The sequence below is a fragment of the Massilia sp. METH4 genome, assembly GCF_037094685.1.
GTDB lineage: Bacteria > Pseudomonadota > Gammaproteobacteria > Burkholderiales > Burkholderiaceae_D > Rugamonas.
The window spans coordinates 2,441,988-2,466,354 of sequence record NZ_CP146614.1 but is presented as its reverse complement, the minus strand read 5'-3'; the positions used below and the strand labels follow the sequence as shown (position 1 = coordinate 2,466,354).

Genomic DNA, 24,367 nt, shown 5'->3' with positions numbered 1-24,367 from the left:
TATCGTGTAAAAAACACACGAGGAACCGCGATGACCGCCTCCCCCGAACCGCCGAAACCCACGCCGGCCGAGCTGGAGTTGCTGCAGGCGCTATGGCCGCTTGGGTCCGCCACCGCGCGCCAAGTGCATGAAGCCCTGCACGCCAGCCGCCCCGACCTGGGGTACGGCGCCGTGCTGCGCCTGATGCAGGTCATGCATGGCAAGGGCCTGCTGATCCGCGACGACAGCGCCCGCTCCCATGTCTATGCGCCGGCTCAGCCTCGCGACACCCTGCAGACGAATTTGCTGAAAGACCTGTTGCAGCGCGCCTTCGCCGGGTCGGCCAAGGCGCTGGTGCTGGCGGCGCTGAAGACGGGCATCTCGCGCAAGGACCGTGAGGAAATCGAACGCATGCTCAAGGAGGAAAAGGAATGACGATGCCGCTTGCGTGGCTCGCCGGCGGCGTCGATGCGCTCGGCTGGACCCTCGTGCACTTCCTGTGGCAGGGCGCGCTCGTGGGCGTCCTGACTGCCGTGGCGCTGGCCGCGCTGCGGGGCGCGCGGCCACAGCTGCGCTATGCCGTCGCCTGCGCGGGCCTGCTCGCCTGCGTGCTGTGGCCGGCAGTCACGCTGGCACTGCGGCTGCGCATCGGCGGCATGGCCGAGGGTGCCGTCCCGGCGGCGCAATTCACCGGCCTGCCGCATGCGGCGGCGCTGGGCTCGCACATGGAGTGGATCGTGGCTGCCTGGGCCACCTGCTGCATCATGCTGCTGGCCCGCACCGCGCTCGGGATGGCGTGGATCGCCCATGCCACGCGCACGGAAGGCCGCGATGCGCACTGGCAGCGGCAGCTGGACCGGCTGGCGCAGGCGATGGGCGTGGCCCGGCAGGTACGCCTGCGCGTCGTGCGCCACCTGGCCAGCCCGGTGACGGCCGGCTGCTGGCGTCCGGTCGTGCTGGTGCCGGCCAGCCTGCTGTCCGGCATGCCGCCCGAGCTGCTGCACGCGTTGCTGGCGCACGAGCTGGCCCATATCCGCCGGCACGACTATCTGGTGAACCTGTTGCAGAACCTGGCCGAGAGCCTGCTGTTCTACCACCCGGCCGTATGGTGGCTCTCGCGCCGCATCCGTTTCGAACGCGAGCTGATCGCTGACGATCTCGCCGCCGCGCATGCCGGCGGCCCGCGCCGCCTGGCGCATGCCCTGTCCGAACTGGAAAAGCGCCAGTTCGCCCACCACGAACCGGCCCTCGCGGCCGATGGAGGAGACCTGATGAAACGCATCACCCGATTGCTGCGCCATGAAAGCCGCCCCGCTTCCGCTTCTCTCTCGGCTTCGCGCCGCGATACCGCGACCACGTTGACGGCCATGCTGGCCGCCGTCTTGCCCGCACTGGCCCTGGCGGGAGCCATGGCTGCGGGCCATGCGCAGGCCGAGGGGGATGCAGTGGTGAAACCTGACCAGGCGGGCAAGATCGTGTTCGAAGGCTGCGCCAAGCCGGTGTGGCCGGCGGCGTCGCTGGCCGCCAAGGAGAGCGGCACCGTCACGCTGGCCTTCCTGATCGGCACGGATGGCAGCGTGGACGATGCCCGGGTACGCAAGTCGAGCGGTCATCCTTCGCTGGATCAGGCGGCGCTCGAAGGCATCGGCAAGTGCCGGTTCGTGCCCGCGCACAAGGATGGCGCACCGGTCAAGGCCTGGATGATGATGCAGTACGTGTGGATGCCCGAATGAACCTCGCAACCGGGCACGTCAGGCGGATCGGGCCCTCTTCATCTGCCGATGCCACCACCACCAGGAAACCAGCGCGTTGAACCAGTAGGCGGCGTACAGCGCCGCCGTGAGGTACAGCCCGCGGCTGGCATACAGCGGCACCGAGACCGTGTTCACCAGCAGCCATGCGGGCCAGGTCTCGATGCGCCGCCCCATCAGCAGGAACTGCGCGATCACGGAAAAGGCCAGCACGGCCGAGTCGATGAACGGTGCGTAGGCATCGGTGAATTCCCGCAGCATCAGGCCATAGGCCGCGGTGGCCGCCAGGCCGGCGGCCGCCATCGCCGCCACCGTCTTCGTGCTGGCGGACGTGATCGGCAGGGGCTGGCCGCCGGCACCGCGCAGCCACTGCACCCAGCCGGCGATACAGGTGAGCACAAAGAAAACCTGCAAGGTGACGTCGGCGTACAGCCGCACGTCGTAGAACAGCACCGCGAACAGCGAGCAGCCGACGATGCCGAGCCACCACGAGTGGACGTTGTTGCGGCCGGCGAGCACGATGGAAATGGCCATCACGGCATTGGCCGCGATCTCGAGTGGGGACACGTTCGCTTCCTGGAGGCTTGAGAGCGGATCATTGTCCCGCAAGCCCGGCAGTGGTGTAAAGGCCGGGCTCAGTCCGTGCCGCGCACGAGGACGGCGAGCAGGCCGGCCACGTCGGTGCCGCTGTCCTGCCGCAGCGTGCACGGTTCCAGGGCGCGCAAGGCGAGGCCGTGCCGGGCCGCCAGCTCGCGCAGGTAGGCGCCGGAGTGCGCGTAACGGCCCGACGGGCGCAATGCGAACGTGCCCTCTTCCAGCGTCTCGACGGAAAAGGCGAACACGGCATCGGCGCGCATGGCTTGCCGCGCGGCGGCAAAGAGTGCCGCCAGGTCGCCGACGTAAACCAGCACGTCGGCCGCCACCAGCACATCCCACCGCCCGGAACCGTCGCGCAGGAACGGCACGATGTCGGCGCAGGCCAGGCCATCGTAGAGTTCCAGCGCCGCCGCCCGCTCCAGCATCGCACGGGACAGGTCGACACCTTCCAGCCGCCGCGCGAAGGGCCGCAGCAAGGGAGCGCACAGGCCGGTGCCGCAGCCCAGGTCGAGCACGTCGTTGCCGCCCTGGCGCGTCAGGTGGCGCCCCAGCAGCCCGGCCAGCGCTTCGGGCGTGCGGTAGCGCAGCTCGCCGACCAGGTGCCGCTCGAAGCGCGGTGCATAGCCATCGAACAGCGCGGCCACGTAGCCCGGTGGCGAGGCGGCGGGTGCGGCACCGGCACCGAGCGCGGCCAGCAGGTAGTCGACGGTGGCGGCATCGGCGCCCAGCTCCTTCGCCTGGCGATAGGCGGCGATGGCCGCGTCATGGCGGCCCAGCACGCGCAGCGTATTGGCGAGCCCCAGCTGGGCGCGCGCATAGCCGGGACGGGCCGCCAGCGCATGGCGGTAGCTGTCCAGCGCGGCGTCGAACTGCCCGGCGTACAGCAGCATGCCGCCGCGCCCGCACCACGCCTCGGCATAGCCGGGTTTCAGCTGCAGCGCGCGGTCGAAGCCCTGCAGCGCCTGTTCCGCCTTGCCGGTGGCCAGCAGCGACACGGCCGCGCCGTTGATCGCTTCCGCGTAGGCGGGGCGCGCCTGCAGCGCGGCGGCGAAACCATCCAGCGCCTCGTCGTGCCGGCCCAGTTCCTGCAGAGCCAGTGCGCGGTTGCACAGCGCTTCCGGGTAGCGCGGCGACAGCGCCAGCGCCGCCGCATAACTGTCCAGCGCCTCATCCGGGCGGCCAAGCCGGCGCAGCGCATTGCCGCGGTTGCACAGCGCCAGCGCATAGTCGGGCTGCAGCGCCAGCGCCCGCTCGTAGCTGGCCAGCGCATCGCTGTCGCGGCCGGCGTCCTGCAGCGCGGCGCCCAGGTTGCAGTGGGCGATCGCCCGCGTGCCGTCCAGCGCGATCGCCCGGCCGATCAGCTGCAAGGCCAGCGGCGCGTCGCCGCGCTGGCGCGCCACCACGCCGGACAGGTGCAGGGCATCGAAATTGTCGGGGTCCCGTTGCAGCACCTGCGCATACAGGGCATCGGCTTCGGCGAGCGCGCCGCGCTGGTGGTGCGCGACGGCCGCGCGCAAGAGGGTGTCGGTAGTCATGGCAGCTATTACAGCACAGGTCAAACGCTTGTCACATTCACCCGGCAGAATACGCCTGCTTCTGTGGAGAGGGGCAACCTGGCGGCGCAAGCCGCCACTACCGGCGCCGGCGGTCGGGAAATATACCGGCACCACCATCTTCCTACATCCGGTCGGGTTAGCGATCGGATGCACAAAATCCCAACAAATGCTTTGATCATTATCAAACGAGCGCCCGATTTAACTTCGGCCCGCTTGCGCGACTTCTAGACTGATACCTGCGTTCGCGCTTTGCGGGCGCCAACCTGGGGAGATGATCATGCAGAACTATATCGTGTTGCGCAGCACGGCAGGCCCGGCGCTGCGTGGGGCCGGACTGCCCGCCATCCTGCGCTCCGGCGCCACGCCCACCGTGACGGTGGAACGAGTCGAGGAGCGCCACGTGGCGCAGCTGCGCGCGGAACCGGATGTGCAGGCCGTCGCGCCATCCATGCCCACCCGGCTGATCGAGCCGTTCGCCGCCCGCCCGGCCGCGGCGGCCGACACCAGCTGGGGCATCTCGGCCGTTGGTGCCGACCGCAGCCGCTTCGCGGGCGCCGGCGTCACCGTGGCGGTGCTCGACACGGGCATCGATGCGGCGCATCCGGCCTTCGCGGGCGTCGACCTTGTGCAGAAGGACTTCAGCGGCGATGGCGATGGCGACGAATTCGGGCACGGCACGCACTGCGCCGGCACGATCTTCGGCCGCGACGTGGGCACCCGCATCGGCGTGGCGCGTGGCGTCACGCGGGCGCTGATCGGCAAGGTGCTGGGCAACGACGGCTCGGGCAGCACCGACATGCTCGTCAGCGGCATGACCTGGGCGCTGCAGAACAAGGCGAACATCATCTCGATGTCGCTGGGCTTCGACTTCCCCGGCATGGTGGCCCAGCTGGTCAACGGCGGCATGCCGGTCGATATCGCCACCTCGCAGGCGCTGGAAGCCTATCGCGACAATCTGCGCATGTTCGACGCGGTGATGGCCATGGTCAACGCCCAGGGCGGCCTCGAGACCGAACCGCTGGTCGTGGCCGCATCCGGCAACGAAAGCCGGCGCCAGGACAGCCCCGACTTCCGCGTGGCCGTTTCGCTGCCCGCCGCCGCCGCCGACGTGCTGTCGGTAGCGGCCGTCGGCCGCAGCGGCGCCACCCTGACCGTGGCCGATTTCTCGAACACGATGGCGCGCATCAGTGCGCCGGGCGTGGACATCACCAGCGCCTTCCCCGGCGGCGGCCTGCAGACCTGGAGCGGCACCAGCATGGCGTGCCCGCACGTGGCCGGCGTGGCCGCGCTGTGGTGGGAAGCACTGCGCAGCGAAGGCGTCACCCCGAATGCCGAGCGGGTCGTCGCGCGCATCTCGGCCACCGCCCGGCGCGATGTATTCGCGCCTGGCGTGCAGGAGGAAGATATCGGCGACGGATTCCTGACGGCGCCGGAGTGAGGGAACCGGCATCGCCCGCGCGTTGCAACGCCGCCGCGATTTCTGGCAACATGGCGGCACCCTTCCCGAGGAGCCGCCATGAATACCGACCTGACCCTGCTGCTGGAAGAACTCGAACGGTTCGGCAGCGACAACGATGACGCCGTCAAGCATGGCGATCCGGGCAGCGCCCAGCGCATGCTGAACATCACGCGCGACACGGGCGAATTCCTGGCCGTGCTGGTGCGCGCGACGCTTGCCCGCGACATCCTCGAGATCGGCACCTCGAACGGCTACTCCACGCTGTGGCTGGCGAACGCGCTCGATGCCGACGGCAGGGTCACGACGGTGGAGCTGCAGGATACGAAGTATGCAATGGCGCAGGAGAACTTTGCCCGCGCCGGGCTGGGCGAGCGCATCGACGCGTTGAACGCCGATGCAGGCGAGGTGCTGCGCGTGGCCGGCGACGCGGCCTACGACCTGGTGTTCCTCGATTCGGACCGCAGCCAGTACGAAGGCTGGTGGCCCGAAATCCGGCGCGTGCTGCGCCCGCGCGGCCTGCTGGTGGTCGACAACGCCATCCCGCACGCGGAGGAAATGGAATCCTTCATGCAGGCGGTGCAGGATGACGGGTTCCTGTGCAGCCTCGTTGCCGTGGGCAAGGGCGAGTTCCTCGCCACCCGCAGCGGCGTATGACACTGAAGGCCGAGTTCGTGTCACGGGGTCAGGCACCCTGACACGAGCTCATGATGCACAATGGCCGAGTTCGTGTCACGGGGTCAGGCACCCTGACACGAGCTCATGATGCACAATGGCTGAGTTCGTGTCACGGGGTCAGGCACCGTGACACGAGCTCGGCGGGAGATCAATCGATGTACTTCAGCCCGGCCGCGGCCAGCGGCTCGCGCATCTTGTACATGTCCAGCCCCAGTACGCCCGCTGCCAGCCTGGCGCGCTTCTCGCCTTCCAGGTCCTCGCGCTGTTGCGCCACGTCCGCCACGCGCGCCGCATCGAGGGCCGGCACGACCACCACGCCGTCTTCATCGGCCACGATCACGTCGCCCGGATTGACCAGCGCGCCGGCGCACAGCACGGGGATGTTCACGGAACCCAGCGTGGACTTGATGCAGCCCTTCGCGCTGATGCTCTTGCTCCACACGGGAAAGCCCATCTCGCGCAGGAATTTCACGTCGCGCACGCCGGCGTCGATCACCAGCGCCCTGGCGCCGCGCGCCTGGAAGCTGGTGGCCAGCAGGTCGCCGAAGTAGCCGTCCGTGCATTCGGCCGTGATGGCGGCCACCACGATGTCGCCCGGCTGGATCTGCTCGGCCACCACGTGCATCATCCAGTTGTCGCCCGGGTGCAGCAGCACGGTGACGGCGGTGCCGGTGGCTTCGGCACCCTGGTAGATCGGGCGCATATAGGGTTTCAGCAGGCCCACGCGGCCCATGGCCTCGTGCACGGTGGCGCTGCCCAGCGTGGACAGGCGCGCGACGGCGGCCGGATCGGCCCGCTCGATATGGCGCTTGACGATGCCCAGCTGATTCATCATTGGTGTGCTCATGTCATTGTCCCTTCTGTTTCAATTGTGCGTCCAGGCGCGGGAACACGCGGCGCGCGTTGCCCTCGAAGATCGCGAAGCGTTCCTCGTCGGTCAGCCTGGCGGCCTGGATATAGCGTTTCGTGTCGTCGTAGTAGTTGCCCGTTTCCGGGTCGATGCCGCGCACGGCTCCGATCATCTCGGAGGCGAACAGCACGTTCTTCACCGGGATCACTTTCGTGAGCAGGTCGATGCCCGGCTGGTGATACACGCAGGTGTCGAAGAAGATGTTCTCCAGCAGGTGCTCGGCCAGCGGCGGCTTCTTCATTTCCTGCGCCAGGCCGCGGAAGCGGCCCCAGTGGTAAGGCACCGCGCCGCCGCCGTGCGGAATCAGGAATTTCAACGTGGGGAAATCCTTGAACAGGTCGCTCGTCAGGCATTGCATGAAGGCCGTCGTGTCCGCGTTCAGGTAGTGCGCACCGGTCGTGTGGAAGCACGCATTGCAGCTGGTGGAGACGTGGATCATCGCCGGGATGTCGTACTCCACCATCTTTTCGTAGATCGGGTACCAGTGGCGATCGGACAGCGGCGGCGACGTCCAGTGGCCGCCGGATGGATCGGGATTCAGGTTCAGCCCCACGGCGCCGTATTCCTTCACGCATTTCTCCAGCTCACGAATGCAGCTGGACGGATCGACACCGGGCGACTGCGGCAGCATCGCGGCGGTCGCGAAGTTGTCCGGGAACAGCTGCGCCACGCGCGCGCACAGCTCGTTGCAGATCGCGGCCCACGTGGCGCTCGTGTTGAAGTCGCCGATGTGGTGGGCCATGAAGCTGGCGCGCGGCGAAAAGATGGTCAGGTCCGAACCACGCTCCTTCATCAGGCGCAGCTGGTTGGTCTCGATCGTTTCGCGCAGTTCGTCGTCCGAAATCTTCAGATCGGAGACGCGCGGGCCCTGCTCGGGCGTGTTCAGGTTGGCGATCTGCGCGTTACGCCAATCCTCCAGCGCCTTGGGCGCCGTCGTGTAGTGGCCGTGGCAATCGATGATCAATGGGTTCTTCATCTCGTATTCCTCGTTGTTACTCTGGTATCAGTACTTCGCCGCGCATGATCGGGCGGGCGGTGCGCAGCAGGGCCGCGCGGGCGACTTGCTGGCCGTCGACTTCCAGCTCGACGGAAAATTCGCCGGTCGGGTGCTCGACCGAAACGGCCTTCGTGCGGCCGGCCGGCACGGCGGCGATGCCCTGGGCGATCGATCCATCCAGCACGCAGGCGGTGGCGACGGTGACGGCCGCCAGCACGCCGATCGAGTCATGGCACACGTGCGGGATGAAGCAGCGGGTGGCGATCGCGCCGCCCGCCTTCGGTGGCGCGACGAGGCACATCTTCGGGTAGTTCTTCGCCTTCACGTCGCCCAGGCCCATCAGCGGGCCGCAGACCAGGCGCAGCGCTTCGATCTTTTCCTTCAAGGCGCCATGGGCATTGAGCTCGCCGGCCGTTTCATCGCCGGTGATACCGAAGTCGCCGGCGCGCACCAGTACCATCGGCATGCCGTTGTCGATCAGCGTGGCCTCCACGGTGCCGAGTCCCGGCACGTCCACGCGGTCCAGCGCCCGGCCGCTCGGCAGAAGCCCCGGGCACACAGAGCCGGCCGTATCCAGGAAGTTGATGCTCACGGGAGCGGCGGTACCGGGCACGCCGTCGATGCGCGTGCCGCCCGTGTATTGCAGGCGCCCGCCCGGCGTGGGCACGCTCACATCGCACTGCATATCGGTATTGAGCGTGAGGATGCGCGCCGTCGTCGTGCCGTCGCCGATCGGCAGCAGGCCGCGTTCCAGCGCGAATGGCAGCACGGCGGCCAGCATGTTGCCGCAGTTCGGCGTTACGTCCACCGTGTCGCCGTTCGGCTGCAGTTGCGCGAACAGGAAGTCGAGGTCCACGCCCGGCGTGGTGCTGCGGCGCACGATGCCGACCTTGCTGGTCAGCGGATGCGCGCCGCCCAGGCCGTCGATCTGGCGCGGGTCGGGCGAACCCATCGCGGCCAGCAGCAGCTTGTCGCGCCGGGCAGGATCGGCCGGCAGGTCGGATTCGAGGAAGAACGGGCCGCGCGACGTGCCGCCCCGCATCAGCATGCAGGGCACGGCGCGCAGGTCGGAGGGAGCGTAGTCCATGGCTCGGTCGGCGTGAGTTGACATGCGGCCAGTATCCGGCCGGGCGCTTGCCGCGTGGTTGCGTTGTCGCGCTGGTTTTGTTCTAATTCTCTTATCGACTCGTTTCGGATGCCTCCATGAGCACTGTCAGCCTGCGCCACCTGCACGCGTTTTCCGTCGTCGCCGCCACGGGCGGCATCCGCCGCTCTTCCGACGCGCTGTTCCGGGCATCGTCGGCCGTGGCGCGCTCCGTGACGGCGCTGGAAGCGAGCCTGGGCGTGCTGCTGTTCGAGCGCAAGGGGCGCGGCATGCTGCTCACGGCGGCCGGCCAGCTGGCCAAGCTGCGTGCCGACCGCATCGAGGCGGAATTGCGCGACGTGCGGGACGATGCCGTGCGCCTGCGCAAAACGGGCGACAAGAACGGTGGCAGGGAGGGGACCAACGTCGGCGGCATCGAGGCGCTGCTGAACGAACGCCGCCTGCAGGCCGCCGCGCTGCTGGCCGAGGTGCACCACATGCCGACGGTGGCGCATGCGCTGGGCACCTCGCAATCGGCCGTCAGCCAGGCCATCGCGCGGCTGGAAGACATGCTGGGCCAGCCGCTGTTCCTGCGCACCGCACACGGCATGGTCCCGACCGATGCCGGCCGCCGCTGGGTGGAGCGCTTCGAGCGCGTGCTGGCGGAACTGCGGCATATCCCCGAGGACATCGCGGCCCTGGCCGGCGTGGTGGAAGGCGTGGTCACCGTCGGCGCGTTGCCGCTGGCGCGCTCGCAGCTGCTGCCGGTGGCCATCGCGGCCGTACTGCAAAAGCACCCGCGCCTGCGCATCCGTTCACTGGAAAGCCCGTACGAGGAATTGACCGCCGGGCTGCTGTCGGGCCGCGTGGATTTCATCGTGGGCGCGCTGCGGCCTGGGGCCGGCGACGCATTCGAGGACCGCGTGCTGATCGAGGACATGGTCGCGCTGGTGGCACGCAGCGGGCATCCGCTGGCCCGCAAGCGCCGGGTGACCGATGCCGACCTGGCCGGCTGGCCGTGGGTGCTGTCGCGCGCCGGCACGCCGCTGCGCGAATCGCTGGAAAACTTTTTCCGCGCGCGCGGCGCGGTGCCGCCGCAGCCGGCCGTGGAAACGGGCGACCTGGCGCTGCTGCGCGGGCTGCTGGTGGAAAGCGACATGCTCACGGCGCTGTCGGCCCACCAGTTGCACCATGAAATCGCGACCGGCCAGCTGGCGGTGCTGCCCTACGACATGGCCGGACTGGAACGCCGGATCGGCCTGATCACGCGGCGCGGCGCCCACCTGTCGCCCGGCGCGAACGCGCTGCTGGGCGAGATCGACGCAGCCAGTGCACGCTGGCGATAGCACCCCCGCTTTACATTTCTTTACCGTTCTCTTCCCATGCCGATAAGCAGATTGCAACGCCGCGGCAGGTAAAGGCAATACTTGCCGCGACTCCAAAACGTACACTTGTTGCGTGGTGATGCCTGATATTCATGCCAGGCATTACAGGGCAGGAAAGCGTAGCCACGCGCGCTGCCCGATCAAAACAGGTGTTTACCGACTGGAGACTTAATGAATACCGTACAATCGCTCGACGTCCGGGCAACCATCAACGGCCGCGGCATGAGCGGCTACCAGTGGCTGCTGCTGGTCCTCTGCTTCCTCATCGTGGCTACCGACGGCATGGACGTGGCCATCATGGGCTTCCTCGCGCCCGCCATCACCAGGGAATGGGGCATTTCCAAGGCGGCGTTCGGCGTCGTCATGAGCGCCGCGCCGATCGGCCTGGCCATCGGCGCGCTGCTGGTCGGCCCGCTGTCGGACCGCTACGGCCGCAAGAAACTGTTGATGACGTCCATCTTCTGGTTCGGCCTGTTCAGCCTGCTGTGCGGCTTCGCGACCGATGTCATTACCTTATCGGTGCTGCGGTTCCTGACCGGCCTGGGCCTGGGCGCCGCGATGCCGACGACGACCACGCTGCTCTCCGAATACCTGCCCGAGAAACGCCGCAGCACGCTGCTGGCGATCATGTTCACCGGCTTCAACCTGGGTTCCGCCCTGGTGGGCTTCGGCGCCGCCGCGATCCTGCCCGACCACGGCTGGCGCACGGTGCTGATGATCGGCGGCGCTATCCCGCTGGCCTGCCTGCCGTTCTACCTTTGGCTGGTGCCGGAATCGACGCAATTCCTCGTGACGAAGAAATTCCCCGCCGAGCGCATTGCCCGCACGCTGCGCCGCGTATGCGGCAACGACATTCCGCAGGCCGGGGCATACACGAACAGCGAACAGGCCGTGAAGACCGCCGCGCCGGCCGCCGCCCTCGTCTCGAGCCAGTTCCGCAAGACCACGCTGTCGCTGTGGGCCACGTATTTCATGGGCCTGATGGTGATCTACCTGCTCAGCGGCTGGCTGCCCACGCTGATCAAGGATGCCGGCCTGCCGATCGAGCGCGCCGCCAACATCACGGCGCTGTTCCAGCTGGGCGGCACCGTGGGCGCGCTGTTCGTGGGCTACTTCATGGACCGCTGGGTACCCAACAAGGTCATTGCCACCGCCTACATCGGGGGCGCCGCCTTCATCCTGATGCTGGCATCCTCCGGCGTGGAATCGTCGCTGTTCGCCATGTTCGTGCTGCTGGCCGGCTTCTGCATGAGCGGCGCGCAGACGGGCATGAATGCCTTCGCTCCCTCCTGCTACCCGACCGCGGTGCGGGCGACGGGCGTTTCCTGGATGCTGGGCATCGGCCGCTTCGGCAGCATATCCGGCTCCTTCCTGGGCGGCATGCTGCTGACGATGGGCTGGGGCTTCTCGTCCGTCATCTCAATCCTGGCGATTCCGGCCACCATTGCCGCCATCGCGATCATCGCGGCCACGCTGGGAAAAAAACATCCGGCCTTGGCCTGACACTGTAATGGAATGAACCATCATGGCTAACATCATCGGCGCAATCGCGTCTTCCCACACTCCCACGATCGGCTTCGCGCTGGACGCGAACAAGCAGCACGACGCCGTCTGGGCCCCGATCTTCAAGGCCTACGAGCCGGTGCAGCAATGGCTGGCCGAAAAGAAGCCCGACGTGCTGCTGACGATCTTCAACGATCACGTCACCTCGTTCTTCTTCGACCACTACTCGGCATTCGCGCTGGGCATCGGCAGCGAATACAGGCCGGCGGACGAAGGCGGCGGCGCGCGCAACCTGCCGCCCGTCGGCGGCCACACTGGCCTGGCCCAGCATATCGGCCAGTCGCTGATGGCCGACGAATTCGACATGTCGTTCTTCCAGGACAAACCCCTGGATCACGGCTGCTTCTCGCCGCTGTCGATCATGTGGCCGCACGACGGCAAGGATGGGGTCGATGCGTGGCCGGGCAAGATCGTGCCGCTGCAGGTGGGCGTGCTGCAATTCCCCGTGCCGTCCGGCCGCCGTTGCTACAAGCTGGGCCAGGCGCTGCGCCGCGCCATCGAGAGCTTCCCCGAGGACATCAACGTGGCCATCGTGGCGACCGGCGGCCTGTCGCACCAGGTGCACGGCGAGCGCGCGGGCTTCAACAATACCGAGTGGGACAGCCGCTTCCTCGACATGTTCGAGGCCGACCCCGAAGCGCTGCTGGACCTGACGCACGCCGACTTCGCCCGCCTGGGCGGCTGGGAAAGCGCCGAGGTGGTGATGTGGATGATCATGCGCGGCGCCATGGCCGGCAAGATCGACTGCCTGCACCGCGAGTACTACCTGCCTTCGATGACGGGTATCGCCGTATCGATCTACGAGAATGCCGTGCCGGTCGACCCGGCGCTGCACCGGCGCGCCATCGAACGGCACCGCGAGCATATCGCCCTGCAAACGAAGGGGGCGGAGGAACTGGCCGGCACCTACCCGTTCACGCTGGAGACGAGCTCGCGCGCCTACCGGGTCAACAAGTACCTGCACCAGCTGATCAAGCCCGAGTTCCGCGCCCGCTTCAAGGAAGCGCCGGAAGCGACATACGACGAGGCCGGCCTGACCGACGTCGAGCGCCGGCTCATCTCGGAGCGCGACTGGCAGGGCATGATCCGCTACGGCGTGATCTTCTTCCTGCTCGAGAAGCTGGGCGCCGCGGTGGGGGTGTCGAACCTGCACATCTACGCGGCCATGCGAGGTGAAACACTGGAAGAGTTCCAGAAAACGCGCAACACGAAAGCCCTGTACTCCGTGGGCGGCGCCGCCAAGGACGCCGACTGGAACAAGCCGAAGGCCTGATTCGCCGTTGCGGGCTTGCCGCCCGCATTCCCTGTTTTAGCGCGATGCCGCCCCTTGGCCGGGCGCGGCAACGCACGCATGTCCACGCATAACGATTCGATTCACTGGAGGAGACAGCATGAAGAAGACTTTGATCGCCACTGCCATCGCAGCCGGCATGGCCGCCACGTTGCCGGCGCAGGCGCAGAGTTCCATCTCGGTCTACGGCATCATCGATGCCGCGGTCGAGCACTACACCAACGCGGACGCGGCCGGCAACGACGTGACCCGCAGCCCCAGCCTGGGCGGCGGCATGTTCCCGTCGCGCATCGGCTTCAAGGGCAGCGAAGACCTGGGCAATGGCCTGAAGGCCATCTTCACGCTGGAAAACGGCTTCGCGCCCGATTCCGGGACGCTGAACCAGGGCGGCCGCCTGTTCGGCCGGCAGGCATGGGTGGGCCTGGCCGGCAGCTGGGGCCAGGTCACCATCGGCCGCAACTACAACATGCTGTACGTGTCCTCGTTCGACGTCGACACGTTCGGCCCGTCGCAATACGGCCTGGGCGCGCTCGATCCGGCCGTGCCGAATGGCCGCAGCGACAATTCGATTGCCTACAAGGGCACCTTCAACGGCGTGACCGTGGGCGCCACGTACAGCCTGGGGCGCGACACCTCGTCGGCCGGCGGCGCTTCGGGGACCAACTGCGCCGGCGAATCGGCCACCGATGCGCAAGCATGCCGCGAATGGTCGGCGCTGCTGCGCTACGACCGCCCCACGTGGACCGTACTGGCCGCCTATGACCGCATCCACGGCAGCCCCACGGCCGCCAACGGCTTGAACACGAGCGACAAGACCGACAGCCGCCTGCACGTCGCCGGCTTGCTGAAAGGGGCCGACTGGAAGGTGGGCGGCGGCGTGCTGCTGCGCGATAACGAGGGTTCGACGACGCAGCCGAAGAGCCGCCTGTACTACGTGGGCGTCGCCTACAACGTGACGCCGCTGCTGACGATCGACGGCCAGCTCGCCAGGCTCGATTACCGCGCCACCGGCAACGACACCAAGCAAGCCCTGGTGCGCGCCACCTACCTGCTGTCGACCCGCACCGCCGTCTACATCGCCGGCGGCCGCCTGAACAACGACGGCACCGCCGCCGTCGCCATGTCCGCGGGCGGCTCCGTGGGCGCCGGCATGTCGCAAACCGGCATCATCACCGGCATCAAGCACGCGTTCTGACGCCCAGCCCCGGTGACAGGCACCGGCTTTTCTGAAACATTTTTCGAACACCGGTGACAGGCACCCGGTTTCCGGAAATATTTGCCGAAGCCGGGTGCCTGTCACCGATTTTCTTGCAACCGTTGCGCGGGTACGGCCGAGTTGCACGGGAGCGACTCAGCAAGCGCCCAAAAGTTAAAGTGATTTCTCAAGTTATCGTGCCAAGCCACGGACTTGATATGATGGTCGCAACCGGACGAAACGGAGGCTGCCATGGAATACACAGTCTGCGACGAAGCCCGTACCAACTGGCGCATGGCGCAGTGCGTGGAGACGGGCGTGAGGGTGTCGCTGGCCGACGGCGTGACGCCCGCGCTGGAGTTCATGCTCAGGTGCGGCGTGCCGCGCGAGGTCGCCATGCGCGTGCTGAGCGGCCCGCGCTTCGGGCGCCATGCGCCGGCGGGGCGTGTCGTGCGCTGAAAGCGCCGTTACAGATCCTCGTGGTGATCGGAAGCGCCTTCCTTCCAATACGCCGAAATGCGGCTCGCCGTGCGCGGGAACCCCTTCTCGCCATGGACCACGTCGCGCACCTTCGCGGCGATCGACGCCTCGCCGCCGAACCACACGAAGGCATCGTCGGGCGGCAGCGGTATCGCGCGGATTGCTTCCACCAGCGCTGCGCCATCGGCCACCTGCCACACGTCGAGCTGGGCGGCACTGGTGAGCGTTGCAACGTCTTCGCAAGCGACGACGACGATAGCGCGCACGCTTGACGGCAGCTCCTCGATGCGGCGGCGGATCGCCGGCAAAGCCGTCGCGTCGCCCGCCAGCAGGTGCCATGCGTAGTCGATAGGGACGATCATCGAGCCGCGCGGGCCGCCGATCGTCGCGCGCTGGCCCACAGCTGCCTGGCGTGCCCAGGACGATGCCTTGCCATCGCCGTGCAGCGCGAACTCGATCGTCAGTTCGCGCGCTTCCCGATCGTAGCGGCGCGGCGTGTAGTCGCGGCGCACCGGCTCCGCGCCCCCATCGTCGAAGATGAACTTCACGTGATCGTCGAACGAGGCCGAAACGAAGTCCGCCAGCTCCTCGCCGCGGAACGTGACGGCCACGAAGTGCCTGCCGAGCGGCTCCACCTTCACCACTTCGACATCGCGCCGTTTCAGTTCGTGCCGCACGCGCTGCACCCGGCTTTCCCTGACTGGATTCATTGGCCACTCCCTTAGTTGATAATGTCTCCTATTCTGCCCGCAGTTAGTTGATATGGTCAACTAAATTTACACGTGCTTCAATGTTGCATTGCTGCCGCAATATTGCCATAATTGAGAATAGTTCTCATTTCTATTTGCGAATCCACCCTGCCAAGCCTCGCATGTCCATCCCCGTCACGCCGCGCGCCACCTGACCGACCATGCAAACACACCCCACCACGGCTCCCTTGCCCACCAGGCCGCAGAAGCCGGGCCCCGGCTGGCGCTACCGCACCGGCGTGGCCGTGCGCGCGCTCGCCGCGATCCTGGGCGGCTACGCCCTGTCTGCCGCCTGGGCCGCGGCGCTGGCGCTGATGTTGCCTGCCGTGCGCGTGGAAGCGGCGCTCACCGGCACGATGATGGCGCTGGCGATCTATCCGTGCGCGGCGATGTGGTGCTTCGGCGCGCGCACGGCACTGCGCGCGATCGTCGGCCTGCTGATCGCGGGAGCGCTACCCGCCGCCGTGCTGCTGGCCAAGGGGGCGGCATGAAGGAAGGCATCCGCCAGTCGATGGCATGGCTGCATACCTGGTCCGGCCTGCTGGTCGGCTGGGTACTGTTCATGGTGTTCGCCGCTGGCACCGCCAGTTATTTCCGCGACGAGATCACGCTGTGGATGAAGCCCGAACTGCACGGCGTGGCCCATGCGGCCGTCCCGGAAGCGCTGGCCGCGACCAACGCCGTGACTACCCTGCAGGAGAAGGCACCGAAGTCGCAGCGCTGGTTCATTACCTTGCCCACCGAGCGCGAGCCGGGCCTGCGCGTCAGCTATAACGCGAAGCCGCCGCCGGGCGAAAGCACCGGCCGGCGGCGCAATATCAAGACCCTCGTGCTGGACCCGGCCACGGGTGCGGAACTGTCCGCCCCGCGCGAGACGCGCGGCGGCGATTTCTTCTACCGCCTGCATTTCGACCTGCACTACATGCCGCCGATCTGGGGGCGCTGGATCGTGGGCTTCTGCGCCATGTTCATGCTGGTGGCGATCCTGTCGGGCATCGTCACGCACAAGCGCATCTTCAAGGATTTCTTCACATTCCGGCCGAAGAAGGGCCAGCGCTCGTGGCTCGACTTCCACAACGTATCGGCCGTGCTGGCCCTGCCCTATCACCTGATGATCACGTACACGGGTTTGCTGACCTTGATGTTCATGTACTTCCCGCAGGCCATCCAGGCGGTGTATCCGGACAGGCAGGAAGCCTTCTTCTCCGAGCTGTTCAACAGCCCGCCGGCCGATGCGAGGGCCGCCCGCGTTTCGGCGGCGCTGGCTCCGCTGGGACCGATGGTGGAGCAGGCATCGGGGGCGTGGAACGGCGCCCCTGTCGGCCGCGTGACGGTGGCCTTCCCGAACGACGCCAACGCCACCGTGTCGATCACGCAGCAGACCGGCCACGCCATCAACTACGACGTGCCGACGCTCGTGTTCGACGGCGTGACGGGCAAGCTGGTATCGGCACCGGCCGGGCACGGCGGCGCCGCGAAGGATACGCGCGGCGTGATGTACGGCCTGCACGTGGCGCGCTTTGCCGACCCGTTCACGCGCTGGCTGTTCTTCGCCTGCGGCCTGGCCGGCTGCCTGATGGTTGCGACCGGCCTGCTGCTGTGGGCCGTGAAGGAGCGCCCGAAGCACCTGAAGGCCCACGCCGGCAGGATCGGCTTCGGCCTGCGGCTCGTCGATGGCTTGAACATCGGCGCGGTGGCCGGCCTGCCGCTGGCGATGGCCGTCTACTTCTGGGCCAACCGCCTCATCGAAACGGGCATCGCCCAGCGGCCGGATGCGGAGATCCGCTGGTTCTTCACCGCGTGGGCCATCGCCGCCATCGCCGCGCTGGCCAGGCCCGGCCGCCCGATGTGGCGCATCCAGCTCGTCATCGGCGGCGCCGCGTTCGCGCTGCTGCCGCTGCTCAATGGCGCGACCGGCGGCGCGCACCTGCTTACCAGCATCGCGCAGGGCCTGTGGCCGGTAGCCGGTTTCGACATCGTCACCCTGCTGCTGGGCGCCTTCCTGTTGTACAGCAGCCATTACCTTGGCAACGCCAGGGCGCCGAAGCCCGCCAGGGCGGCGCAAAAAACCGACACCGATTCCAAGCCCGAACTCGCAGGGAGCAATGCATGAGCGCCGCCATCTTCTTCACCATCGCCGCCTTGGGCGCGGCCACCGCCGGCTTCGGCGCCCTGGCCCTGGGCATGGACCGGCACTGGGAAGCCATCCATGGCCGTGGCAGCATGCCGCCCACACCGCTGCGCCGCATGCTGCAACTGGGCGGCAGCATCGGGCTGGCGATCTCGTTGTGGTGCTGCCTGGCGGTGCGCGACACCGGCCAGGCGATCGTGCTGTGGTGCGGCGTACTGTCCGTCGGCGCCTGGGCATCGGTGGCGGTGCTGACGTACGCCGCCCAGCACGCGCGGCATACGGCGGCCGGCGCCGCGTTCGTGGCCTGCGCAACCGCCGCGCTGGCCATCGTGCTGCGCTAATCGGCGCCGAACCCGGCACGCACCTTCTCCAACAGCGCCAGCAATTCCTGGCGCTCGCGTGCGTCGAGGCCCGCCGCGGCCACCTGGGCCAATTGCTCGCCGCTCTGCTGCACCTGGCGTGCGATCGCCTTGCCGGCATCCGACACGTGCAGGCGCGTGCTGCGGCGGTCGGCTTCATCCACCGTCGCCTCCAGCAAGCCCTTGTCGCGCAAGCCGCGGATCAGCCGCGCCAGTTGCGCCTTGTCCCGGCCGGAATGCGCGGTCAGGTCACTCTGCGTGGCGCCGGGGTGGCGCATGAAGTAACCCAGCACCTTCGCTTCCATGTGCGTGAGGTCGTGCGGGCCGTCGCGCAGCGTGCGGTACTGCTGCGCGCGGTACAGATGCATGATTTCGTGGATGGCGTCGAAGACGGCGCTGGCGCTGTCGTCAGGCTGGTCGGCGGGTGGCGGCATGATCGTTCGGAACAGGATGGCGGGCCGAGTATACCGTGCGGCGGCAGGCACACGATTTTCGCGGATACCGGGGCAACGCGGCTGTAGAATCCTCCAGGCTCGCGAAGACCTCTCGCGCGGCACCGCCTTGCGCCGCGCGCCCGTACCGGGGGGCGATGCGCAAGACTCGACAACCCCAGACGACCTACCCCATGCAGACCAGCGTTCCTCTCGTCACCAACGATGCCGTCGTACTCGGCATCCTCGCCACCATCCTCGGCTGCGTATTCTGGACCTCGTCGCGCCGCGACGGTTTCTGGAACAAGTTCTACACCTATGTGCCGGCACTGTTGCTGTGCTACCTTATTCCGGCCATCCTCAACACCTTCGGCGTCATCGACGGCAGTCACTCGAAGCTGTATCCGGTGGCGCGCGACTTCCTGCTGCCCGCCGCGCTCGTGCTGCTGTGCGTGCCCATCGACTTCCGCGCCATCATCCGGCTGGGTCCGAAGGCCGTCATCATGTTTTTGACTGGTACTGCGGGCATCATGCTGGGCGCCATCGTGTCGTTCGAGGCAATGCGCATCATCCACCCCGAGACGGTGGCGGGCGAGACGTGGCGCGGCATGACGACGATCACTGGCGCCTGGATCGGCGGCGGCGCGAACCAGGCGGCAATGAAGGAAGTGTTCGAGGTCGACGCGTCGCTGTTCGGCCAGTTTGTCGCCGTCGACGTGCTGGTGGCGAACGTGTGGACGGCCGTGCTGCTGTTCCTGGCCGGGCGCGCCAATGCATTCGACCGATGGACCGGGGCCGACCTCTCCGCAATCAATGCGCTGAAGACCAGGATCGAGGAGTACCAGGCCACCCATGCGTGCATTCCCACGCTGGCGGATGTGATGATCGTGCTGGCGGTGGGCCTGGGGGTCACAGGCCTGTCGCATGCGCTCACGGGCCCCGTGCTCGAATGGATCGGCAGCCTGCCCAAGGAATGGCGGCTGCAGGATTACAGCCTCACGTCGGCCTTCTTCTGGATCGTCGTGTTTGCCACCACCTTCGGTTTGCTGCTCAGCTTCACCAAGGCCCGCAGCCTGGAGGGCGCCGGCGCCTCGACCATCGGTTCGGCCATGCTGTACATCCTCGTGGCCACGATCGGCATGCAGATGGACTTGAGCGCCCTCGTCGAGCGGCCATGGCTGTTCCTGCTCGGCCTGATCTGGATCAGCGTGCACGGCGGCTTGCTGCTGCTCGTCACGAAGCTGATCCGCGCGCCGCTGTTCTTCATGGCGGTAGGCTCCCAGGCGAACGTGGGCGGCGCAGCTTCCGCGCCCGTGGTGGCCAGTGCCTTCCACCCGGCGCTGGCACCGGTCGGCGTCCTGCTGGCGGTGCTCGGCTATGCGCTCGGCACCTACTGCGCGTACATCACCGGGCTGGTGCTGCGCACGCTGGCTGCCTGACCAGTTCGGCCAGCAGCGCGAACGGATAGATGCCCCGCGCGTGGCCATCGCTGAAGGCGAGGTTCAGGGCATTGGCGCCGGCGGGTTCGATGGCGCTCAGGCGCACACCGGCCGCCGCGCTGACGATGCCGCCCGCCCGGCGGATCGCCCGGCACTCCGAGCACGGGCAGGCGGCGCGCAGTTGCGCATGCGTGAAGGCACTGTCGCTGCCATCCTCCCAGTGCACGGCCAGGACGCCGCTGCCGCTCTCGACATGAACGGGATTCATGCCGCCGCCTCCGTCTGCTGCAACGCCAGCCGGGCCGACTTGCGCACTTCGGGGTCCGGATCGTTGGCCGCCTCGCGCAAGGCCGGCAACGCCAGCGGCGAGGCGATCTCGCCCAGCGCCAGCGCCGCTTCCTTGCGCAGGTTGCTGATCGTGTGCGTGAGCGCCGCGATCAGCGACGGCAGCGCATCCTGGCTGCGCAGGCGGCCCAGGCTGCGGGCGGCGCGCAGGCGCACCTGCCAGTACGGGTCGTCCAATGCCGCGATCAGCGCAGCGCCCGCGCCTTGCAGCCGCAGCTTGCCCAGGGTGCCTGCCGCTTCCTCGCGCACCTGCCAGGCAGGATCGCGCAGCGCCGACAGCAAGGCCGGCAGCACCGCATCGTCGGTGCCGGCCCCCAATGCCCCCACGGCGGCGCGCCGCACGTCGGCATGCGAGTCGCCCGTCGCCAGCTTGGTCAGCGCCGGCAAGGCTTCGGCATGCTTCAGCCACCCCAGCACGGAAACGGCTTCGCGCCGCACCAGTGGATCGGCATCGTCCAATGCCGCCAGGGCCGGCGCGGCGGTCTCCGGCGCACGCAGTTCGCGCACGGCCCGCAGCGCAGCGGCGCGCACGAAACCTTCGCCATTGACGAGGTAAGGCAGCAGTGCGACGGCCGACGACGCCAGCTTCAGCTGCGCCAGGCTTTGCGCGGCGGCGTCCCTCACCTCGTCGTCGTCGTCGGTCAGCAGCCTGGCCACGCCGGCCACGCTTTCCGGCGTTTCGAACGCTTCCAGCGCCCGGGCGGCCTCGGCACGCACATCGGGCGACTCGTCGCGCAAGGCGGCCACCAGCAGCGGCAGGTGTTCGTCGCCATCGAAGTCGGCCAGCGCCAGCACGGCGATGCGGCGCACGGTGGCATCCGGCTCGCGCAGCCGTGCGGCGATGCCGGCCAGTTCGGGGTCGTCGTAGTCAGTCACTTGTTCGATTCCTTATGCATGGTTGGATGGCGCGCTGTTCGCGCCCTGGGGTCCGAGGGGGCTCAGGCGGTCGAGCGGCACGATGTTCGCGTGCGGGTGCAGCAGCGCCAGGCAATGGCGCTTGTAGGCGGTAAATTGCGGCGACGTCACCAGGTCGGCGCTGCGCGGCCGGGGAAAGTCGAGCCGGATTTCGCCGATGATGCGGCCCGGCCGGGGGCTCATCACCAGGATGCGGTCGGCCAGGAACAGCGCCTCGTCGATGTCGTGCGTGATGAAGACGATGGTCGTTTTCACGCGCGCCCACACGTCCAGCAGCAGTTCCTGCATTTTCAGCCGCGTTTGCGCATCGAGGGCGCCGAACGGCTCGTCCATCAGCATCACGCGCGGGCCGTTGATCAGCACGCGGGCGATTTCCACCCGCTGCTGCATGCCGCCGGACAGTTGCACCGGGTAGCGGTCCTCGAAACCCTCCAGGCCCACGAGCTTGAGCATGTCGCGCGCGCGCTGGTGACGCTCGGCGCGCCTGACGCCCTTCATCTTCAGGCCGAACGCCACGTTGTCGAGCACCTTCTTCCAGGGGAACAGCGTGTGGTGCTGGAATACCAGGCCGCGGTCCGGGTGTGGCCCGGCGACCACTTCGCCATCGACGCGGATGCTGCCGCCGCTCGGTTGCCAGTGCCCGGCCAGCCCGCCCAGCAGGGTGGACTTGCCGCAGCCGGACGGCCCCAGCACACAGACGAATTCGCCGGGCCGTATCGACAGCGATACGTCCTGCACGGCGTCGAACGCCTGCTTGCCCTGCCCCAGCCGGATCGTCAGGTGCTCGATGTCGATGCCGCCCGGCGCGCCGTCCTGCAACGCCTGTGCTTCGATCGCGGAGAGTTGTTTCATGATTTCGTCCTCGTCATCAGGTACCAGGGCAGGAACAGGTTGCCGATCTTCTTCACCAGCACGCTGCTGCCCATGCCGATGGCGCCGATGAACAGCATGCCGACCACGATCTCGGCGTAGTTCTGGATCGTGTACGAGGCCCACGTGTAATAGCCGATGCCGAACTGGCCGGAGATCATCTCCGCCGTCACGAGGCAGAACCACGCCGTGCCCATGCCGATGGCCAGGCCGGTCACGATGCTCGGCGCGGCGGCCGGCAGGATCACTTCAAGGAAGATGCTCCAGCGTCCCGCGCCCAGGCTGCGTGCGGAAGCGACCAGCCGCTGGTCCACCGCTTCCACGCCGTGGACCGTGTTCAACAGGATCGGGAACAGCGCGCCGATGAAGGTGATGAACACCATCGACGCCTCGGACGAGGGAAACATCAGGATCGCCAGCGGAATCCACGCCACGGCGGGGATCGGCCGCAGCACTTCCAGCGGCGGCATCACCACGTCTTCGATCCAGCGCGAGCGGCCGACAAAGAGGCCCAGCAGCACGCCAGTCACGGCGGCGCCGGCAAAACCGGCGAACACGCGGTAGACGCTGGCCGTGAGGTGCTGCTCCAGCTTCGGCGATTCGACCAGGTCTTTCGCCGCGCCCACCACGTCCACCGGCGAAGGCACGTTCTGGAAGGTGACGAGCCCCAGGTCGACGTGGTGCGACGCGGCCCACTGCCAGGCCGCCACGCAGGCGGCGATCGACAGCAGGCCGACCAGCGCGCGCAAAGTCCTCGATGCGGTAGTGTTCACGATGGTTCCCCGTCAGATGGCCGTGCCGGCCCTGAGCTTGTCGAAATCGACGACCTTGCCGCCGTTCTTCTTCGCGTAGGCTTCGGCATCGGCCCTGAGCAGGAAGGCGCCCACGTCCTTGCCCTTGACGACGAACCAGGCATCGCCCGCCAGCAGCTTCAGGCCGGTATCCTGGTCGTGCGCATACACGGTGCGTACCTTCTTGCCGCTGCCCTCCAGCTTGCGCAGCTCGGCGAACGCGGTCCCTGCATCGGCATAGTGGCGCACCAGCGGCTCGCCCTGCACCCAGATCTGCGTGAGCCGCTTGAAGTCGGCGATCGGCTTGCCGGTGACCGCATCCCTGGCATTCAGGGGCAGCTTGGCGTAGTTCTTCAGCGCCTTCTCGTAGTCCAGGCCTGCCCCCTTGAACGCAGTGCGCAGGTAGGAATCGTCGATGAAGCTGTTCACGTCGATATCGCTGTCGGTACGCTTCAACAGCCGCAACGTCTGGATCGACGTGGCCACGGCTTGCCGGTACTCGGGCTTCCACGTGAAATCGCGCGTCTGCAAGCCCACCGGACCGTGGAACAGGTAATTCACTTCCGCTTCGATGCCGGTGACCTTGGCGATCAGTTCGCTGTACTTTTCCGGCTCGGCGGCGATCAGCCGGTCGGCCTCCAGCGCGGCGCGCAGGTAGGCGACGACGATTTCCGGGTATTTCTTCGCGTACGCGGAATCGACCAGGCTGCCGTGCAGGGTGGGCGCCTTGGCCTGGGAACCGTCGAAGATCTTGCGGGCGAAACCACGGTGCGGGAACAGCTCGGCGAACGGCACGAAATCGGCGTGCGCTTCGATCTTGTTGCTCTGCAGGGCCGAGCCGGCGATTTCCGGCGCCTGCGTCGTGATGTTCACATCCTTTTCCGGGTCCCAGCCCTGCGCCTTCACGGCGCGCAACAGCATGCCGTGGGCGGTGGAAGCGAACGGCACGGAGATCGTCTTGCCCTTCAACTCGGCCAGCGATTGCACGTTCGACCCCTTCGGCACGACGATGCCGTTACCGGAGCCAAGCGTGCTGCCGGACAGCACGGTGATGAAGATGCTCTTCTTGCCCGCCTTCTGGTGCGCGGCGCCGTTGAACGAGCCGGGGAAATCGGCCATCGAGCCGATATCGAGCTTGCCGGCCACCATTTCGTTGGTCAACGGCGCGCCGGACGTGAAGTTCTTCCACACGATGTCGTAGGTCGCGTCCTTGTACTTGCCATCCTTCGGCAGGTATTTCTGCAGCAGGTTCAGTTCGCGGATCAGCAGGCCGCCGGTGGCGCAGTTGATCGTGGTGTCCTGCGTGCCGATGGCGATGCGGATCGTTTCGGCGTTGGCACCGCCGAATGCCAGTACCAGAGACAAGCCAAGCAGTTGTTTGGACAGTTTCATTGTTTATCCTTTGTTCATCGCAG

General features: G+C 67.6%; 25 protein-coding genes. 13 read left to right on the top strand and 12 right to left on the bottom strand.

Going from position 1 to position 24,367, the window contains the following annotated elements; genetic code table 11:
• Positions 1-30 precede the first annotated feature (30 nt).
• A complete protein-coding gene (locus V6Z91_RS10945; RefSeq protein WP_338770281.1) occupies positions 31-414 on the top strand; it encodes a BlaI/MecI/CopY family transcriptional regulator in 384 nt (127 codons plus the stop codon).
• On the top strand, positions 411-1,712 hold the full coding sequence (locus V6Z91_RS10940) for a M56 family metallopeptidase (protein ID WP_338770280.1): 1,302 nt from the start codon (positions 411-413) through the stop codon (positions 1,710-1,712). Before V6Z91_RS10945 ends, V6Z91_RS10940 begins: the two co-directional genes overlap by 4 nt.
• An 18-nt stretch (positions 1,713-1,730) precedes the next feature.
• Here V6Z91_RS10940 and pnuC read toward each other — a convergent pair whose 3' ends face one another.
• Together pnuC and V6Z91_RS10930 are read right to left on the bottom strand one after the other, a co-directional pair.
• The gene (gene pnuC / locus V6Z91_RS10935) at positions 1,731-2,297 is read right to left on the bottom strand and encodes a nicotinamide riboside transporter PnuC (RefSeq protein WP_338770279.1); all 567 of its coding nucleotides are present in this window, start codon (positions 2,295-2,297) and stop codon (positions 1,731-1,733) included.
• Between the two features lie 68 nt (positions 2,298-2,365).
• Positions 2,366-3,862: a tetratricopeptide repeat protein gene (locus V6Z91_RS10930; RefSeq protein WP_338770278.1), complete on the bottom strand. Its 1,497-nt coding sequence runs from the start codon at positions 3,860-3,862 to the stop codon at positions 2,366-2,368.
• Positions 3,863-4,160: 298 nt separating this feature from the next.
• Between V6Z91_RS10930 and V6Z91_RS10925 the strand changes: the two genes are divergently transcribed.
• Together V6Z91_RS10925 and V6Z91_RS10920 are read left to right on the top strand one after the other, a co-directional pair.
• Positions 4,161-5,321: a S8 family serine peptidase gene (locus V6Z91_RS10925; RefSeq protein ID WP_338770277.1), complete on the top strand. Its 1,161-nt coding sequence runs from the start codon at positions 4,161-4,163 to the stop codon at positions 5,319-5,321.
• Between the two features lie 78 nt (positions 5,322-5,399).
• A complete protein-coding gene (locus tag V6Z91_RS10920; protein WP_338770276.1) occupies positions 5,400-5,996 on the top strand; it encodes an O-methyltransferase in 597 nt (198 codons plus the stop codon).
• A gap of 169 nt (positions 5,997-6,165) precedes the next feature.
• Here the strand turns inward: V6Z91_RS10920 and ligK are convergent, their stop codons facing one another.
• Genes ligK through V6Z91_RS10905 form a run of 3 tightly spaced genes read right to left on the bottom strand, consistent with a single transcriptional unit; the run spans position 6,166 to position 9,011 of the window.
• Positions 6,166-6,849, bottom strand: coding sequence for a 4-carboxy-4-hydroxy-2-oxoadipate aldolase/oxaloacetate decarboxylase (gene ligK, locus V6Z91_RS10915; protein WP_338771805.1), 684 nt, complete (start codon positions 6,847-6,849; stop codon positions 6,166-6,168).
• A gap of 16 nt (positions 6,850-6,865) precedes the next feature.
• Positions 6,866-7,891: an amidohydrolase family protein gene (locus V6Z91_RS10910; protein ID WP_338771802.1), complete on the bottom strand. Its 1,026-nt coding sequence runs from the start codon at positions 7,889-7,891 to the stop codon at positions 6,866-6,868.
• Between the two features lie 28 nt (positions 7,892-7,919).
• The gene (locus V6Z91_RS10905) at positions 7,920-9,011 is read right to left on the bottom strand and encodes a 4-oxalomesaconate tautomerase (RefSeq protein WP_338770275.1); all 1,092 of its coding nucleotides are present in this window, start codon (positions 9,009-9,011) and stop codon (positions 7,920-7,922) included.
• Between the two features lie 116 nt (positions 9,012-9,127).
• On the opposite strand from V6Z91_RS10905, the gene V6Z91_RS10900 reads away from it, so the two are divergent.
• The 5 genes from V6Z91_RS10900 (at position 9,128) to V6Z91_RS10880 (ending at position 14,901) form a co-directional block, all read left to right on the top strand.
• Entirely contained in the window at positions 9,128-10,354 is a 1,227-nt protein-coding gene (locus tag V6Z91_RS10900) for a LysR family transcriptional regulator (protein ID WP_338770274.1), read from the top strand.
• A gap of 210 nt (positions 10,355-10,564) precedes the next feature.
• On the top strand, positions 10,565-11,896 hold the full coding sequence (locus V6Z91_RS10895; protein WP_338770273.1) for an aromatic acid/H+ symport family MFS transporter: 1,332 nt from the start codon (positions 10,565-10,567) through the stop codon (positions 11,894-11,896).
• A 22-nt stretch (positions 11,897-11,918) separates the two neighbouring features.
• Positions 11,919-13,229, top strand: a complete 1,311-nt coding sequence (locus tag V6Z91_RS10890; RefSeq protein WP_338770272.1) for a gallate dioxygenase — start codon at positions 11,919-11,921, stop codon at positions 13,227-13,229.
• Positions 13,230-13,347: 118 nt separating this feature from the next.
• A complete protein-coding gene (locus V6Z91_RS10885; RefSeq protein WP_338770271.1) occupies positions 13,348-14,442 on the top strand; it encodes a porin in 1,095 nt (364 codons plus the stop codon).
• Between the two features lie 252 nt (positions 14,443-14,694).
• Positions 14,695-14,901 carry a hypothetical protein gene (locus V6Z91_RS10880; protein ID WP_338770270.1) on the top strand — a complete coding sequence of 69 codons (207 nt, stop codon included), beginning with the start codon at positions 14,695-14,697 and terminating at the stop codon, positions 14,899-14,901.
• An 8-nt stretch (positions 14,902-14,909) separates the two neighbouring features.
• On the opposite strand, the gene V6Z91_RS10875 is transcribed toward V6Z91_RS10880, so the two are convergent.
• Positions 14,910-15,632, bottom strand: a complete 723-nt coding sequence (locus V6Z91_RS10875) for a siderophore-interacting protein (protein ID WP_338770269.1) — start codon at positions 15,630-15,632, stop codon at positions 14,910-14,912.
• A 200-nt stretch (positions 15,633-15,832) separates the two neighbouring features.
• On the opposite strand from V6Z91_RS10875, the gene V6Z91_RS10870 reads away from it, so the two are divergent.
• From V6Z91_RS10870 to V6Z91_RS10860, 3 genes are read left to right on the top strand one after another with little or no spacing between them, the layout of a single operon-like run.
• A complete protein-coding gene (locus V6Z91_RS10870; protein WP_338770268.1) occupies positions 15,833-16,162 on the top strand; it encodes an iron transporter in 330 nt (109 codons plus the stop codon).
• Complete coding sequence (locus V6Z91_RS10865; RefSeq protein WP_338770267.1) at positions 16,159-17,784, top strand: PepSY-associated TM helix domain-containing protein; 1,626 nt, start codon at positions 16,159-16,161, stop codon at positions 17,782-17,784. The genes V6Z91_RS10870 and V6Z91_RS10865 overlap by 4 nt, the downstream gene beginning before the upstream one ends.
• Entirely contained in the window at positions 17,781-18,143 is a 363-nt protein-coding gene (locus tag V6Z91_RS10860; protein WP_338770266.1) for a DUF3325 domain-containing protein, read from the top strand. Before V6Z91_RS10865 ends, V6Z91_RS10860 begins: the two co-directional genes overlap by 4 nt.
• Here the strand turns inward: V6Z91_RS10860 and V6Z91_RS10855 are convergent.
• A complete protein-coding gene (locus V6Z91_RS10855; RefSeq protein ID WP_338770265.1) occupies positions 18,140-18,595 on the bottom strand; it encodes a MarR family transcriptional regulator in 456 nt (151 codons plus the stop codon). The two genes, V6Z91_RS10860 and V6Z91_RS10855, sit on opposite strands and share 4 nt — an antisense overlap.
• Before the next feature lie 191 nt (positions 18,596-18,786).
• Here V6Z91_RS10855 and V6Z91_RS10850 point away from each other — a divergent pair, with 191 nt between their 5' ends.
• A complete protein-coding gene (locus tag V6Z91_RS10850) occupies positions 18,787-20,031 on the top strand; it encodes a DUF819 family protein (protein WP_338770264.1) in 1,245 nt (414 codons plus the stop codon).
• Here the strand turns inward: V6Z91_RS10850 and V6Z91_RS10845 are convergent.
• The 5 genes from V6Z91_RS10845 to V6Z91_RS10825 are packed head-to-tail and all read right to left on the bottom strand — an operon-like array spanning position 19,997 to position 24,344.
• A complete protein-coding gene (locus tag V6Z91_RS10845) occupies positions 19,997-20,299 on the bottom strand; it encodes a DUF971 domain-containing protein (RefSeq protein WP_338770263.1) in 303 nt (100 codons plus the stop codon). The genes V6Z91_RS10850 and V6Z91_RS10845 overlap by 35 nt on opposite strands.
• Complete coding sequence (locus V6Z91_RS10840) at positions 20,296-21,252, bottom strand: HEAT repeat domain-containing protein (RefSeq protein ID WP_338770262.1); 957 nt, start codon at positions 21,250-21,252, stop codon at positions 20,296-20,298. Before V6Z91_RS10840 ends, V6Z91_RS10845 begins: the two co-directional genes overlap by 4 nt.
• 12 nt (positions 21,253-21,264) lie before the next feature.
• Positions 21,265-22,143: an ABC transporter ATP-binding protein gene (locus tag V6Z91_RS10835; RefSeq protein ID WP_338770260.1), complete on the bottom strand. Its 879-nt coding sequence runs from the start codon at positions 22,141-22,143 to the stop codon at positions 21,265-21,267.
• Positions 22,140-22,934 carry an ABC transporter permease gene (locus tag V6Z91_RS10830; protein WP_338770259.1) on the bottom strand — a complete coding sequence of 265 codons (795 nt, stop codon included), beginning with the start codon at positions 22,932-22,934 and terminating at the stop codon, positions 22,140-22,142. The genes V6Z91_RS10835 and V6Z91_RS10830 overlap by 4 nt, the downstream gene beginning before the upstream one ends.
• Before the next feature lie 12 nt (positions 22,935-22,946).
• Positions 22,947-24,344, bottom strand: coding sequence for an ABC transporter substrate-binding protein (locus V6Z91_RS10825; RefSeq protein ID WP_338770258.1), 1,398 nt, complete (start codon positions 24,342-24,344; stop codon positions 22,947-22,949).
• Positions 24,345-24,367 lie beyond the last annotated feature (23 nt).